The sequence below is a fragment of the Ignavibacteria bacterium genome (assembly GCA_016873845.1).
Lineage (GTDB): Bacteria > Bacteroidota > Ignavibacteria > Ch128b > Ch128b > JAHJVF01.
The window spans coordinates 13,371-28,631 of sequence record VGVX01000034.1 but is presented as its reverse complement, the minus strand read 5'-3'; the positions used below and the strand labels follow the sequence as shown (position 1 = coordinate 28,631).

Here is a 15,261-nt window from a genome sequence, read left to right as displayed (position 1 = left end):
CATCTGATAAGTATGTTAGATGTCTGTGAGTTGTTGAGAAATGTGAAAAGAGTATATGCAAAGAAAAAGCAATCTCGACTGATGCCAAGTTTGTTCCCAGGTTTAACTTGAGGGGGTCTAATTTCAATAATGCACGATTTTGTTTGAATATTTTAATTTTTCGAATCTTTTTGATCGAAATTAAATTTTAGTCGGTTGATAGTGAAAGTTTTTATTAAAATTTTTTGTGTATAAATTAACTCCGGGCATTTTTAGAAGTTATCAACATAAATCGAGCAATAGCACATACAAAAGGGTTTTAAGAAGTTTTTTAATCTGTAAATCATCTCTACTTCTGTTAATATTTTTTCAAGTAGAGAATTCTTTATCTCAAAGCTGGACTTATGTTGGGTTGGGAAATGAACCAATAAGTTCGATAGTGATTGATCCAAGGAATGCAAACGTGATGTATGCTGGCAGTAGTTCCGATTTTAGCAGTGGATATTTGGGAAAAATTTATAAAACTACAGATGGTGGAGTAACATGGAATACTGTAAAATCGAATGTCTCTGTAAGTCAAATTGTGATGCACCCGGACAGTTCTAACATTCTCTATGCAGCTTTATCCGGAAGTATATTTTTAAGTGAAGGAATTGTTAAAACTACTGACAGTGGAAGTACATGGGTTAGAGCAGATTCCGGAATTCGAATCAATTGGGAAACAGGTGTCAGTGCATTGGCTATTGATCCTTAGAATCCAAATATATTATATGCTGGAACATCCGGAGCATATGGCGGAACGTTTTATAAATCAAACAATGCAGGAATGCAATGGAAAGATGTTTCACCTGATACAATTCATCCTATCGATCTTGGAGTTATTTCAATTGCAATTGATCCAGATTCGGCCAACGTGGTATTTATAGGTACAGGTATATCCGGATATGTACTTGTTTCGCGAGATACTGATAACAAAAACTGCTGGGAGATTACAAATTTAAAAGAATTAGGTTGGCATATTAACTCTTTATCTATAAATCCTATAAACACCAATTATTTATTTGCAGCAGTCCCATTTTATGGTGTTTACAGAACAACCAATAAAGGGGGAACTTGGGAACTAAAAAATAATGGTTTTCAATATGATCAACCAGTTAAGGTACTACATAACAACAAGAAATCATATGAAATATATTCGATCTCTGATAGTATACCAAAACGTGTTTATAGAAGCACAAATTCAGGGGATAGTTGGATTAAGTTAGGATATCTCGAAGCCCGATATTATTCCACTTTAGCTATTACACCCGATGGTAGAATTCTCTATAATGGAGATCCAGGGATACACAAATTTGATTTAACCACGTCGGTATTAGACGAAAAAGTAAAAGCTATTGAGCCACCCATTTCATATTTCAATAATTATCCCAATCCATTTAACAATGAAACTATTATTGTATGGGAGGCAACTAAAAGCGGTTACATAAATTTAAAAATATTTGACATTCTTGGTAAGCAAGTAAGGAATTTAATTGATAAAAAATATTCTTACCCTGGAAAACAAAATTTTTTTTGGGATGGTAAAGACAATAATAAAAAAGCATTACATAGTGGTGTTTACATTGGCGAAATTAATTTAAATGATTCACGTAAATTCATAAAAATTATTTTAACAAAATGAAAGTAGAGGTTTAAAATGAAACAATTATTATTAGTAATTCTATTAAACTTTATATTTTTATCCCTAAGCTATGCGCAGAATAATAATAGCTTCAAAATAAAGAAAGGCTTTTGGAACGGTCATGAGATTGAATACATTGATGGTCAAATTGCAATTAAATTGAAAGAGAACATATATAAAAACGCCCTTCACAATTTATGTTCAAATCTCAATTTGACCATAAAATCCGATGTTGATATTATTCATTGGGCTTTGGTAGAATGTCCAAACGGACTAAATATTTTTAACTTCATTAATCGTATAAAAACAAATCCCATTATCGAAGCGGTAGAGCCAAATGTCGTTTTTAGATCTAGAACTTTACCAAATGACCCCTTATTTTCCTATCAATGGCCATTATATAATTACCAGCAGCCGCCAACGTATGGCGCACCAGATGCAGATATTGATGCCACCGAAGCTTGGTCAATATCAACCGGTAATTCTAATCTCAAAATTGCTGTACTTGATAGCGGAATTCCTTTGGATAGCATTACACTCACTTTATCACACACTGATTTGGATGCATCAAATAAATTTTTTATTGGACCTGATTTTTGGGGAGATGGTGAATCAGTCCGTGATCGCAATGGACATGGAACACATGTCCTGACTTCTAACGTTTTTTTGAAAAGGTAAAAAGTGTGGTTATTATTCATTGTTTTATAATAATTTAATTTTTACACAAATTACTTTTACCGCGCTAAATGTTAAAACTCAAGAAAATTTTCCCAATCTCTTCAATCCCGTAACTCGCATAGTATATGAAGTAAAAGAAGAAGGTTTTGTAAGCTTAAAAGTATTTGATGCTCTTGGCAGAGAAATTAAAACTTTAGTTGAAGAATCTAAATTTCCAGGTAAGTATGCTGTTCATTTTAATGCTTTTGATTTATCAAGTGGAATTTATTTTTACAAGCTGAATGTTAGCAACAATGGTATTATCCATTTCAATGATATGAAGAAAATGATTCTACTTCGATAGTAGACCTAACCTTGAGGAGTTATGATTCATAAGCTGAGGCTTATCGGTGGTCTAGAATTAAAGAGAATAAAATATAACATTGGATTTTGTTATTTGGAATTTGGAATTTTTACTTTTCCAGCATTTCCAAACTATGCTTCACCTTTTCAAGCGAAGTTGAGAAATTATGCTGTTTCTCTTTTTCTTTTTCGATTACTTCTTTTGGTGCTTTTGAAGTAAAGCTTTCATTCGAGAGTTTTTTGCTCACTCCATCCAAGAGCTTTTGAAGACGTTCTGATTCTTTTTTCAATCTTTCACGCTCGACTTCTATATCGATCAATCCTTCGAGCGGAACGAAAACTTCAACTCCCTTCATCACTGCCGATGATGAATGTTTTGGTCTTGTGACATCTTTTCCAACCGAGATGTTTTCAACTCTCGCAAGTTTCTGAAGATAAAGTGAATAGTTTTTAACAATTTCTTCGAACTTTTTATTTTCAGTTCTGATTACAACATCACAAGATTTCGATGGAGGAACATCCATTTCTCCGCGAATATTTCGAACTGAGATAATAATGTTTTGCAAAAATCCCATTTCGCCTTCGACAAATGGCTTAATTAGTGATTGATCAGCGATTGGAAATGCTGAAGCCATTATGCTTTCGCCTTCTTTCCTATCGGCGAGTGCCTGCCAAATTTCTTCAGTAATGTAGGGCATTATTGGATGAAGAAGCTTCAGAATGTTTTCGTAAACAGAAATTGCACGCGTTAATATTGCAGATTTTATTTCGTCGTTTGTCTCGGAGTTGATTCGATTTTTTATAAACTCTATGTACCAATCGCAGTAATCGCTCCAAATGAAATTATAAATCTGTTTCGAAGCATCATTGATCTTGAACTGTGAAAGTGAATCGTTCAAAGTTTGAATGGTTGAATTCAATCTGCTTAAAATCCATTTATCCGCAAGATCGAGGTGTGAATTTAGCAGCTTCTCATCGAGAGAAATATTTTCTTTGTTCATTAGAAGAAATCTGCCTGCATTCCATATCTTATTCGCAAAGTTTCTTCCTATTTCACATTTATCGACAGAGAAGAGAACATCTTGTCCAAGCGGAGCTAAATAAATTACTGTAAAACGAAGAGCGTCGGCACCATATTGTTCAATCACTTCAAGCGGGTCGGGAGAATTTCCGAGCGACTTGCTCATTTTTCTTCCTTTATCATCGCGAATTATGCTTGTGAAGTAAACGTCTTTGAACGGAATTTCATTCATGAATTCGTGACCTGCAATTATCATTCGTGCAACCCAGAAAAATATTATATCTGGCGCGGTTACCAAAGTATCAGTTGGATAAAAATATTTTCTCTCTTCTTCTGTTCTGAAAACTCCGTGTGCCCAAAGCCAGCTCGATGCCCATGTATCGAGAACATCTTCATCTTGCCGTAAATTTTTTGAACCGCAATGTGGACATTTTTCAGGCGGATCAACAGAGACGATTGGCTGTTTACATTCTAAATGACAAGCTTCATCTCCAATACAATACCAAACGGGAATTCTATGCCCCCACCAAAGTTGACGCGAAATACACCAATCGCGAATATTGTTCATCCAATTCAGGTAGACTTTTATCCAACGGTCGGGATAGAATTTTACTTCCCCTTCCACCACAGATTTAATCGCTGGTTTAACAAGCTCATCCATCTTCATAAACCACTGCTCGGAAAGATATGGTTCGATTGGAACTTTTCCTCTCTCGGAATAACCTATATTTGTTTTATAATCTTCTATTTTGACAAGGAAGCCCTCTTCTTCTAATCGTCTAACAACTTTTTTTCGTGCTTCGAATCTATCAAGACCAACAAATTCACTAGGTGCGCTTGAGTTTAAAGTTGCATCGGGATTAAGAATATTCACGACTTGCAAGTTATGACGCTTGCTCATTTCAAAATCGTTCGGATCGTGTGCCGGAGTGACTTTCACACAGCCGGTTCCAAATTCTTTATCAACGTATTCATCAGCGAATATTGGAATTTCACGTCCAACAAGCGGTAGAATAACTTTTTTATCGATAAGATTTTTATATCTTTCATCTGTTGGATTGACCGCAACTCCAGTATCGCCTAGCATTGTTTCGGGTCGAGTCGTTGCAACGATTACAAACTCTCCGCTATCTTTTATAGGATATTTAAAATACCAGAGCTTGCCGTTCACTTCTTGGTAGATCACTTCTTCATCTGAAATTGCGGATTGAGACTGCGGGTCCCAATTCACCATTCTCAAACCGCGGTAGATAAAACCTTTGTTATAAAGATAAACGAAAGATTCTACTACTAATCTATAATAATCATCATCCATTGTGAATCGCAGCCGTTCCCAATCGCATGCAACTCCGAGCTTACGAAGCTGCTTCAGGATCATTTCACCGTAAAGCTCTTTCCATTCCTGGCAGTGTTCTAAAAATTTGTCTCTTCCGATTGTCTTTTTGTCAATTCCTTTTTCTTTAAGTGATTGAGTTACCTTTGATTCGGTTGCAATAGAAGCGTGGTCTGTCCCCGGAACCCAGCAAGCGTTGAAGCCCTGCATCTTTTTCCACCGGATGAAAATATCTTGAAGCGTGTTGTTCAAGATGTGTCCCATGGTCAAGCTGCCTGTGATATTCGGCGGCGGGATTACAATTGTGTAGGATTTTTTCGAATTGTCTATCTCGGCATGGAATAAATTATTTTTTTCCCAATATGAATACCATTTATCCTCAACTTCATTTGGCGAATATACTTTTGATAGTTCTGTTTTCATTTAACTAATAAATACAAATGTGAATTCATCTTTCTTTGTTCTAAAATCAAGAGAAATTTGCGTGCAATATAGAAAAGTATGATATCCTATACAATTTTGAGATGATCTGAGCGTAATAATAGATTTCAAGATTTTCGACAATGCCTTCGCACCTATCAAGTTAAAAATTCCAAATCAATCCTTGACATTTATGTTTTCAATTTCAATATTTGACCCGTTATCACAAAATAATGTTACGTAAACTTGAAATTTAGCCCATTTTTAGGAGGGTTCATGAAAACACAAAAGTTTTATCATGCAGGCTTGCTCATATTCTTTATGTCAACAATTATTCTCACCTCTTGTGCTGGCAGGAAAGCTGTATTTCTCGAAGAAAAGGCACAGCCAAAAACACCAGAAGTTAAAGTAGAAGGAGAAGCCAGTGCAAGGTCTATCGCCGATGCATTATGGGAAGAAAGAGGAACACCAGAGAAGGCAAGAGAAATGTTAGCTGCATATATCAATGCAGCTGCAGCCGAGCCAACCAATGCAGCATTAGCGGCGCGTCTTTCGAGAGCTTATTATTTAGTGGCAAACTATGTTGAGACCGATCAAGAAAAAAAGGATGAATTGTTCACTAAGGGTCTTGAAGTTGGAGAAAGAACGCTCGGATTATTTCCCGATTTCAGAAAAATTTATCAAGAAACAAATGATGAAAAGAAAGCTTTGCAAGGTGTCGGCATTGATGGAATAGAAGTTATTTATTGGACCGGTGCAAATCTTGGCAAGTGGGCTGCCGAAAAAAATCTCCTGATTAGATTAGGCAATAAATCCAAAATCGAAGCTTACAATCAAAGAGTCTTTGATCTCGATAGAAACTTTTTCTATGGAGCAGCGGATAGATTTTTTGGTGCGCTGCCTACAAAAGTTCCGGGCGGCGATTTGAATCTTTCCAAATTTCATTTTGAAAAATCGATCGAGCTTGCACCGAATTACTTTGGTACGAGAACTTTGTATGCAGAGTATTATGCAACTAAAGCACAAGACCGGGAGACATTCATTAAGCAGCTTCAGTATGTAATAAGTACACCATATGATGTCATCCCTGAGATTACACCTGAGAATAAATACGAACAAGAATATGCAAAAAAACTTTTGGAGCGAGTTGATGAATTTTTCAAGTAAGATTACTTTTTCATTCTTTATAATTTTTTTAATTTCGATGACTTTTTATGGAAGCAAACCGCTAATTCAAGAAGTATATGAAGTACGATTAGCTACAATTGCACCCGAAGGAACGCCTTGGTCTGATCAATTAAGTGCGATGAAAAAGAGAATCGAGAAAGAAAGTAAAGGAAGAGTAAAATTTGTTACTTATACCAGCGGGCAGCTTGGCGGCGAGATCGAGACCTTGCGCTCCCTGCAACGCGGAAGAATTCAAGCATGGGGAGGTAGTGTCGGTGCGGTTACATCTCTTGTTCCGGAACTTCAACTGCTTGAATTGCCTTACTTATTTTTGAATGAAAAAGAAGTCGATTATATTCTCGACGAAGTTGTTTTCAAATCATATTCAGATATTCTTGCAAGCAAAGGATTCATTCTCCACAGCTGGAATGAAAATGGATGGAGACATTTTGCTTCAAAAAATAAACCAGTCCTCTCACCAAGTGATTTAAAAGGATTGAAAATAAGGTCGCAGGAAAGCCCAATTCATATCGAGATGTGGAAGGCATTCGGCGCATCACCAGTTCCCATATCTATTCCAGAAGTAATGAGTGCACTTCAAACAGGGCTTGTTGATGGATTTGATAATTCGACGTTATTTACCTCTGCGACCGGCTGGTACCAAGGAGTTAATTATTTTGTAATTTCCGGTCACATGTATCAGCCAGGAATAATTATTTACAATAAAAAATATTTTGATTCACTGCCAAAGGATATTCAAGACATTCTTCTTGGCGATCAAAAACAGGAAGCTAAGATTGGAAGAACAGGTGTTCGCGAAATTGAACCCGAAATCATTAAAATTCTTGAGAAAGACGGTGTGAAGGTTCAAAAGATGTCTGAGGCACAAAGGGAACAATTTGCAAAATTAGCCAGGCCGGTTCATCCAAAATTCAGAAATGTTGTTGGTGCATCTCTTTACGACAGAGTACAAAATGCATTAACCGAATTCAGAAAAAAACCCAGCAGTAAATGATCAAAATCCTTGAAGCGATTGATAATTATTTCTCTAAATTTGAAAAGGTGTTTTTAGTCATTGCGATAAGTGTAATGACGCTTGTTGTTTTTCTCGATTTCACCTTAAGAGAATTTTTCGATAGTGGTTTTATCTGGGCAAAAGAGCTTGCTGCATTTTTAATGATATGGGTGGGATTTGTCGGTGCATCTTATGCAACTAAAGAGAACAAGCACTTAGTCGTTGGCATACCTGAAAAAATATTTCCCAAAAAAGTCCTGCCCTATGTTTCACTTTTTGTCAATGCCGTTGTATTGGCGGTTACATTATTTATAGCATACCTTGGATTCATTTATGTTGCTGAAACCAAAGAATTCGCCGAGAGATCGCTAGTACTAAATATTCCATTGTGGATTGTTCAAGTTATCATTCCAATTTCGCTTGTAATTATTGCTGTACGGTTTAGTTGGATCACAATTCAAATTTTTCAGGGAAGAATATCTTCAATCGGTGCAGGCGGTAAAGAAGAATTATCGAAGAAGGGTTTGGATAAATAATGGAATATTTGATAGTCCTCGTTGCCTTGATTTGTATTGCTATTGGGACTCCATTATTTATTGTTCTCTCAATCATTACGATAGGATCAATTTACTTTCTCGGCGACGGCATGCTTACCGAAATGATTGCTGATATGTTCAATGCAGTCAATAAAGATGTTCTGCTTGCGATTCCGTTTTTCTTAGTTGCCGGCCAAATCATGACCCACGGAAGTATTGCAAAAAGATTGATCGATTTTGCCAAAGCAACCGTTGGTTGGATGCGTGGCGGTCTTGCGGTTACTGCAATTTTTGCATGCCTTTTCTTTGCAGCAATTTCCGGTTCGTCCCCCGTTACAGTTATTGCGATTGGGACGATGATGTTTCCTGCTCTCATTAAAGAAAATTATAAAGAAAATTTTTCATTGGGATTGATAACTTCTGCAGGCTCGCTTGGAATTTTGATTCCACCGAGTATTCCAATGATAATCTATGCAATTGTTGTTTCCACACCGACACATATTATCTCTGTTGCAGATCTTTTTATTGCTGGCGTTCTCCCTGGTTTATTGATCGGCTTACTATTAATGGTGTACTCTGTAATCACTCAAAAACGAAATGTTGATGAAATTAAAATCGACTTTTCGTTTAAGCAATTTGTTAATTCGTTTAAGAATGGAATATTGGCGCTGATGCTTCCAATAATTATTCTTGGTGGAATTTACAGCGGATTTTTTACCCCAACCGAAGCAGCCGCGGCTGCAGTTGTTTATGCTTTTGTTGTTGAAGTATTTATTCACAGAGATTTGAAGATTAAAGATATCCCTGAAATTTTTATTCAAAGTACTTCGATGATGGGGACATTGTTTTTAATAATCGTAGTAGCTATAAGCTTTAATCAGTTTTTAGCTCTCGAGAGAGTGCCATATCAGGCAGCAGTTTGGATGAGTGAATTTGTTAGCTCGCCATTAATGTTTCTTATCGTAGTAAATATCTTTTTGCTAATACTTGGCTGCTTTATGGATATAATGTCAGCTATATTAATAGTCGGACCACTTCTAGGCCCAATGGCAGTTGAATTCGGAATTGATCCCGTTCACTTCGCAATTATTTTCATCGTAAATATGGAAATTGGATATCTTACTCCGCCAATGGGTTTGAATCTTTTTGTAGCATCGAGCATTTTCGAAAAGAAAATTGGACAGGTTATAAAATCAACTATTCCGTTCACCCTAATATTGCTGTTCGCTCTGATTTTAATCTCGTACATTCCATCCATCAGCATGTACTTGGTTGAAATGTTCAGATAAGAACTATTTATCGTGACTTGATTTCTTCCAGCAGTTTTTTTGTTTCAATTCTGTAGACTTCATCATCTTCATCGAGATTTGGCAGGTTTGCGACTGAATATAAATGTTCTTTTGCTTTTTGCCATTCATCAAGTTCAATATAATTTTTTGCTGCATCCACTCGAAACATTATAAAATTTGGACGAAGCTTAATTGCGGTTTCATAATGGGTTGTTGCGTCATCACGATCTCCCCAACCGAGTGTTAATGGAAGTCTGATGAGATAGGGCTTCTCGCAAACTTCAGCATGCGCACGAGCCAAAACATAATGTGCAACACTTTGATGATTATTCCCGCCGTTGTTAAGTCGAATCGCTTTTTCAAGATCGTCTTTAACAGAATTGACCAAACTTATTGCTTTAAATACTCCTTTGAAAAGTGCAATCCTTCCATTCGCAATTGCTCGATGAAGGTATCCGATCATGCTTCCGGGATTTATGTTGATTGATTTATTAGCAAAGTCCAAAGATTTTTCATATTGTTTAAGTTGTTGATCTTTTTCTGCATCAGTTTTATCGGGAAGATGTTCGCCATAATCAACATAGGCACGCGACATTCGCCACAGTACTTCAAAGTTGTTTGGTTCAAGTTTATATGCTTGCTCCATAACTTTTAACTGATTTACATTATCAAACTTAATCTCAATTAACTCGTCCGCTTGCTTTAATAATTCAGAAACGGATTGAGAATGTGCTTTTGCAACCATGAGTAAAAAAAAGAATAAGCAAATTACTTTGTGCTTCATTATAAATCCCTCGAAAAAATTAATGTAAGTTATTCTTCGGCTTTAATTTCAAATTCAACGATTTTGTAACCTCTTATTGTTTCGCGCATAGCGAAAAGACTGCCTATGCCGACAGCTAACATTCCTAATATAAAAGTAGCAACCATAAAAAACATTGTCATCTTGTAATCGAATAACACATCGATGCCAATCAACAAAGAAGTTAATATAAACAAAAAAATTGCAGTCGAATAAGACATAACGCAATTACGGACTAGCTGCAACCTTTCTTTTAGCTGAGCCAGCTGACGAATAATGCTTTCAAGTCTTACCGATTCAAGATAGTCAAGCTCTTTGCCATCGCGAAGTTTTAAAGTGCAGCGCCGTCTTTCATCGTTCAACAGACGAATTCGATTAACAATAATAGAATACTTATTGTTAATTCCAAGCAATAACAGACCGCACGCTGAGATCATTACCGCGGGTGCAAGCATGAACTGGATTATTTTTAAATAGATTTCCATAAAATAATTAAGGCTAAGGCTGAGACTTAGACCAAGATATTATGATTTCTAATTCTCTCAGCCTTCGCCTTAGTCTCCGCCTTTAACACGAATATGCAATTCTTTCAATTGTTCTTCACTCGCTGCTGATGGCGAGCCGTCCATCAGCGAAAGCCCGCTCGACGTTTTCGGAAATGCAATTACATCACGTATCGAATTTTCACCGGCAAACAACATGACCATTCTATCAAATCCAAATGCAATACCTCCATGAGGCGGAGCTCCATATTTGAATGCATTCATCAAGAATCCAAATTTTTCTTCGGCTTCTTCTTTTGCAATTCCAAGTGCTTTGAACATTTTTGCTTGAAGCTCTTGTGAAAATATTCTAATGCTTCCACCGGCGATTTCATTGCCATTCATCACAAGGTCATAAGCTTTTGCGTGAACTTTCTGCGGCTCAGTTTCCATCAGTTCAATATCTAAGTCTTTAGGCGACGTAAATGGATGATGCATAGCAACCAATCTCTTATCTTCTTCGCTGTACTCGAAAAGCGGAAAGTCGGTAACCCAAAGTAATTTTGGATCGCCATTATTTTTTAGGAGTTCCATTCTTCTTGCCATTTCGATTCGAAGATTTCCCATCACGGTTAAAACTTTTTTCCATTCCCCGGAAATTAACAGGAGAAGATCGCCAGGATTTGCATTCAGTGCCCTCGTGATACTTTGTTTCTCCTCATCGGTTAAGAATTTCATTGTTGGCGACTCGAGTCCATTTTCTGTTACTCGAATCCAAATTAATCCGCGGGCTCCCAGCTTTTTGACGTAATCAGTTAACACATCAAGTTGATTGCGTGTGTAACTTCCGCATCCAACAGCATTTAATCCCGAGACGATCCCATCTTTGCTTATCGTATCACTAAAGACTTTAAATCCGCTGGACTTTAGCAATTCGTTCAGGTTAACCATTTTTAATTCGAAGCGAAGGTCTGGTTTATCGCTTCCGTAAGTTTCCATTGCATCTCTATAGCTTAGCCGGAGCAAAGGTACCTGGAGTTTATAGTTAAAAGTCTGAAGAAAAAGTTCTTTCATCAAAACTTCCATCATCTCGAAAACATTTTCTTCATCAACAAAAGACATTTCAACATCGATCTGTGTGAATTCATATTGTCTGTCTGCACGTAAATCTTCGTCACGAAAACATTTTACAATTTGAAAGTATCGGTCAAATCCTGAAACCATCAAAAGCTGTTTATAAGTCTGCGGCGACTGCGGCAAAGCATAGAAATGTCCCTTGTGAAGTCTGCTTGGAACAAGAAAATCTCTTGCACCTTCGGGAGTGGATTTCATTAAGAAGGGAGTTTCAATCTCAATAAAATTGTTCTTATCGAAATAGTTCCTAACAATCTGATACATCTTGTGTCTTAAGAGAAGATTTTTTTGCATTGGTTTGCGGCGTAAATCCAAGTAACGATACTTCAGCCGAAGATCTTCGTTTGCGTCGATTTCATCTTGAATTTGAAACGGAGGAGTAATCGCTTTGTTTAAAATTGTGATTTCATCAATCATCACATCGATCAATCCTGTTTCAAGCTCAGGATTTTCTGTACCTTCCGGGCGTTTGCGGACTGTACCTGTAACCGAAAGCACCCATTCTGAGCGAAGATCTTTTGCATTGTTGTGTGCGGTTTCGTTGTAATGCGGTTCGAAGACAATCTGCGTAATGCCATAACGGTCTCGCAAATCAATGAATATCACTCCTCCAAGATCGCGGCGAACATCCACCCAGCCAGTCAGAGTTACATTTTCACCGATGTTCTTTTCCCTTAATTCACCGCAAGTATGCGTTCTCTTTTTATAAGTCATTTTATTCCTTGTAGTCTCAATACATCTAAATTGGGTTTTAAGCTAAAAAAAAGGAAGGGCTTAAGCAAGAAGGAGGGTTGAGTTAAGATTCCACCTCCATGTGCAGAAAGATTCCATCCCGAAAAGTCGGGATGGAATCTTAGATCGAAGTATTATTTATAAATGATATTATTACTTTATCAATATCATCTTTTTTACAGATTGAAAACTTTGCTTTCCGCCAGTCGAACGAGCTTCAATTGAATAAAAATAAATACCTGCGGGGAGATTATCACCATTCCATTTTAATTTGTAATTGCCTGCAGATTGAATTCTATTAACTTTCTCATCCACAATTTTTCCAATCGAATTTACTATTTTAATTTTTACAAAACTTTCTGCAGGAATACTGTAACGAATTGTAGTGCTCGGATTAAATGGGTTCGGAAAATTTTGCGACACAGAAAATGTAGTAGGCACTCCGCCCTCATTCTCAACACTTGTTGAAAGTGTTGTAAAAGAAAATGAAGTTGAATAATTGCTTGTTCCGCCTGCATTCATTGCATTTACTTTCCAGAAATATGTAGTGTTGTTGAGCAATCCGCTGATATTATAAAAAGTATCAAAAATGCTTGCTTGATCAACAACCAAAGGAGAAAAAGTTGGACTTGCTGAGACTTGAAGTCTGAACGTCACTGCATTTTCAGGTCGATACCATGTCAATGTTGGATTAATAGATAATCCAGTCGCACCATTCAACGGCGAGATTAAAGTTGGAGCGGATGGTGCGGCAACTATCGTAGTAAAATTCCAGGTTGCTGAATAAGCACTTGTTCCACTTGTATTACTTGCATTTACATGCCAGTAATATTTTTTCCCGGCCAAGAGTGAGCTTATTTGTATTGATGTACCAAGAAAAATAGTGTCTTTATAGACGATAGTCGAAAATAGACTATCAGTTGCAACTTGTATTACATAAAACGAAGCTCCAGATGATGCACTCCATGACATTGTAAGAGTTGTTGGTTGATTTATTGAGCCATTTGCAGGAGAAAGTAAAGTCGGGACTGCTGGAGTTCCTACGGCAGTAGTAAAATTCCAAATGGATGAATATGAACTCGTTCCTCCGGCATTTTTTGCATTCACACGCCAATAATAAGTTGTCCCCGCCGAGAGAGAACTTATTTGCTGCGATGTTCCTGATATGGTGGAGTCATTAAAAATTATATTTGAAAATCCATTATCGGTTGCAACTTGCAATCTATAAGTCGAAGCTCCGGATGATGCATTCCACGATAATGTTAACGTAGTCGACTGGCCTGTTGCTCCATTTGTTGGGGAGAGCAAGGTTGGACTTGAGGGAGCCGAAGGATTGACAGTTAGCACTCCCGAAACGTTTGTTGTTCCATCCCAATAATGACCGCCTGTGGCACTATATCCACCGTATTTGTATTCGCCGCTTTGATATTGAAATCTGCTTGCATAGTAATATGTTCCGGCAGTTAGTGAAGAGCCGATGTCTGCCATGTACTCATCATTGTTTGTTTGTGGACCAGAGGAATTATAAGAAGCAGAAATCCAATTAGTCCATGTATTTGGATTTGTGTTTGTTGTATTGTAACCGATCCAGGCAGAAACACCAGCGCCCTGTCCCGTGCCAGGCGTTACACCATCAATCCAAATTTGTGCATAAACAGAATAATCACCGCCTTGTGTTATCGTCCCGCTTTGAGGCCACTGAAGGTTGCACCATCCGATTTCAGCGGCCGTAGTAAAATTCCAAATTGTAGAGTAAGCACTCGTGCCTGCTGAATTTTTTGCATTCACTCTCCAGAAATATTTTGTATTTGCATTTAAAGTTGGAAGCTGCTTTGAAGTAGTCGCAATGGTTGAATCATTAAAGATAATACTCGAAAAAAGACTGTCGGTCGCAACTTGAAGTCTGTAGCTTGTTGCGCCGGAAGATGCATCCCAACTTAAAGTCGGAGTTTTGGATTGATTCGTTGAACCATTCGCGGGTGATAGCAGTGTTGGAGCAGATGGTACTGAAGCACCAGTCAGATTATAAGTAATAGTCATCTTTAATTTATTAAGAACACCTGGATTTGTGACGGTGTAATTTCCAGTTCCGCTCATTGCTACATCAATGATAGTTCCATTTATTAGATCTTGCAGTCTTCCGGTAACTCCAGTTGGGAAAGTCCAGTTGAATGTTATTGTTGTGCCTGTACCAACTTGATATTTCAATTCATGAATTCTTTGTCCTTTGGTAGTGTCGTAACCAAAGCGGTAATCTTTTATCAAACCTTGTCCCATCGTTGAGATGCCGATGTCATCTCCAATGAACCGTGCATCAAAAACACCGGTTGGCGGCGGTGGCGGCTGCTCAGTTTCTCCGAGAGAGACATCAATTCCGTCTGTTGCTGTTGGGTGTAAGCCAAACCTAAGTTCTTTTGACGCTACTCCATCAGTTATGCTTAATGGAACATCCACGGCAGGTGTTGTTTGTGCCGCAGCAGTTCCAGTGAGGATAAGAAAAAAAATTAAGTGTAGAAAAAATTTGTTCATCTGTAAAATCCTATAATAAGTCTATAAAAAAGCGTACAAAGTTAATAAGAACACAATTGATTAAATAATACAATTTTTCAGGTACAGTTTTTTTGTACAAGTCGAATTGTTTTGCATTTTT

13 protein-coding genes are annotated in these 15,261 nt (G+C 37.3%); 8 read left to right on the top strand and 5 right to left on the bottom strand.

From position 1 onward, the window contains the following. The first annotated feature begins 391 nt into the window (after positions 1–391). The 4 genes from FJ213_07825 (at position 392) to FJ213_07810 (ending at position 2,681) form a co-directional block, all read left to right on the top strand. Positions 392–733 (top strand): hypothetical protein, encoded by a 342-nt coding sequence (locus FJ213_07825; GenBank protein MBM4176066.1) that lies wholly within the window; start codon positions 392–394, stop codon positions 731–733. 72 nt (positions 734–805) lie between these two features. Further along, positions 806–1,660: a T9SS type A sorting domain-containing protein gene (locus FJ213_07820; protein ID MBM4176065.1), complete on the top strand. Its 855-nt coding sequence runs from the start codon at positions 806–808 to the stop codon at positions 1,658–1,660. Positions 1,661–1,675: 15 nt separating this feature from the next. Then, on the top strand, positions 1,676–2,338 hold the full coding sequence (locus tag FJ213_07815) for a hypothetical protein (GenBank protein MBM4176064.1): 663 nt from the start codon (positions 1,676–1,678) through the stop codon (positions 2,336–2,338). Positions 2,339–2,357: 19 nt separating this feature from the next. Further along, positions 2,358–2,681: a T9SS type A sorting domain-containing protein gene (locus tag FJ213_07810; protein MBM4176063.1), complete on the top strand. Its 324-nt coding sequence runs from the start codon at positions 2,358–2,360 to the stop codon at positions 2,679–2,681. A 109-nt stretch (positions 2,682–2,790) separates the two neighbouring features. Here FJ213_07810 and FJ213_07805 read toward each other — a convergent pair whose 3' ends face one another. Further along, positions 2,791–5,457 carry a valine--tRNA ligase gene (locus FJ213_07805; protein MBM4176062.1) on the bottom strand — a complete coding sequence of 889 codons (2,667 nt, stop codon included), beginning with the start codon at positions 5,455–5,457 and terminating at the stop codon, positions 2,791–2,793. A 273-nt stretch (positions 5,458–5,730) separates the two neighbouring features. Here FJ213_07805 and FJ213_07800 point away from each other — a divergent pair, with 273 nt between their 5' ends. From FJ213_07800 to FJ213_07785, 4 genes are read left to right on the top strand one after another with little or no spacing between them, the layout of a single operon-like run. Beyond that, positions 5,731–6,621, top strand: a complete 891-nt coding sequence (locus FJ213_07800; protein MBM4176061.1) for a hypothetical protein — start codon at positions 5,731–5,733, stop codon at positions 6,619–6,621. Beyond that, a complete protein-coding gene (locus tag FJ213_07795; protein ID MBM4176060.1) occupies positions 6,530–7,636 on the top strand; it encodes a TRAP transporter substrate-binding protein in 1,107 nt (368 codons plus the stop codon). Before FJ213_07800 ends, FJ213_07795 begins: the two co-directional genes overlap by 92 nt. After that, positions 7,633–8,172 (top strand): TRAP transporter small permease, encoded by a 540-nt coding sequence (locus tag FJ213_07790; protein MBM4176059.1) that lies wholly within the window; start codon positions 7,633–7,635, stop codon positions 8,170–8,172. Before FJ213_07795 ends, FJ213_07790 begins: the two co-directional genes overlap by 4 nt. Then, positions 8,169–9,461, top strand: a complete 1,293-nt coding sequence (locus FJ213_07785) for a TRAP transporter large permease subunit (GenBank protein MBM4176058.1) — start codon at positions 8,169–8,171, stop codon at positions 9,459–9,461. The genes FJ213_07790 and FJ213_07785 overlap by 4 nt, the downstream gene beginning before the upstream one ends. A gap of 7 nt (positions 9,462–9,468) precedes the next feature. Here the strand turns inward: FJ213_07785 and FJ213_07780 are convergent, their stop codons facing one another. The 4 genes from FJ213_07780 to FJ213_07765 all read right to left on the bottom strand — a co-directional run bounded on the left by FJ213_07780 (position 9,469) and on the right by FJ213_07765 (position 15,140). Continuing rightward, on the bottom strand, positions 9,469–10,245 hold the full coding sequence (locus FJ213_07780; GenBank protein MBM4176057.1) for a tetratricopeptide repeat protein: 777 nt from the start codon (positions 10,243–10,245) through the stop codon (positions 9,469–9,471). 29 nt (positions 10,246–10,274) lie between these two features. Continuing rightward, positions 10,275–10,718, bottom strand: a complete 444-nt coding sequence (locus FJ213_07775; GenBank protein MBM4176056.1) for a DUF2721 domain-containing protein — start codon at positions 10,716–10,718, stop codon at positions 10,275–10,277. A gap of 99 nt (positions 10,719–10,817) precedes the next feature. Further along, the gene (aspS, locus tag FJ213_07770) at positions 10,818–12,593 is read right to left on the bottom strand and encodes an aspartate--tRNA ligase (GenBank protein MBM4176055.1); all 1,776 of its coding nucleotides are present in this window, start codon (positions 12,591–12,593) and stop codon (positions 10,818–10,820) included. Positions 12,594–12,764: 171 nt separating this feature from the next. Then, positions 12,765–15,140 (bottom strand): T9SS type A sorting domain-containing protein, encoded by a 2,376-nt coding sequence (locus tag FJ213_07765; GenBank protein MBM4176054.1) that lies wholly within the window; start codon positions 15,138–15,140, stop codon positions 12,765–12,767. Positions 15,141–15,261: the final 121 nt, after the last annotated feature.

Coding starts and splice junctions, on each gene's coding strand:
- FJ213_07800 (MBM4176061.1), top strand. CDS start 5,731: ATGAAAACACAAAAGTTTTATCATGCAGGCTTGCTCATATTCTTTATG.
- FJ213_07775 (MBM4176056.1), bottom strand. CDS start 10,718: ATGCTTGCACCCGCGGTAATGATCTCAGCGTGCGGTCTGTTATTGCTT.
- FJ213_07820 (MBM4176065.1), top strand. CDS start 806: ATGCAATGGAAAGATGTTTCACCTGATACAATTCATCCTATCGATCTT.
- FJ213_07815 (MBM4176064.1), top strand. CDS start 1,676: ATGAAACAATTATTATTAGTAATTCTATTAAACTTTATATTTTTATCC.
- FJ213_07805 (MBM4176062.1), bottom strand. CDS start 5,457: ATGAAAACAGAACTATCAAAAGTATATTCGCCAAATGAAGTTGAGGAT.
- aspS (MBM4176055.1), bottom strand. CDS start 12,593: ATGACTTATAAAAAGAGAACGCATACTTGCGGTGAATTAAGGGAAAAG.
- FJ213_07790 (MBM4176059.1), top strand. CDS start 7,633: ATGATCAAAATCCTTGAAGCGATTGATAATTATTTCTCTAAATTTGAA.
- FJ213_07780 (MBM4176057.1), bottom strand. CDS start 10,245: ATGAAGCACAAAGTAATTTGCTTATTCTTTTTTTTACTCATGGTTGCA.
- FJ213_07765 (MBM4176054.1), bottom strand. CDS start 15,140: ATGAACAAATTTTTTCTACACTTAATTTTTTTTCTTATCCTCACTGGA.
- FJ213_07795 (MBM4176060.1), top strand. CDS start 6,530: ATGATGTCATCCCTGAGATTACACCTGAGAATAAATACGAACAAGAAT.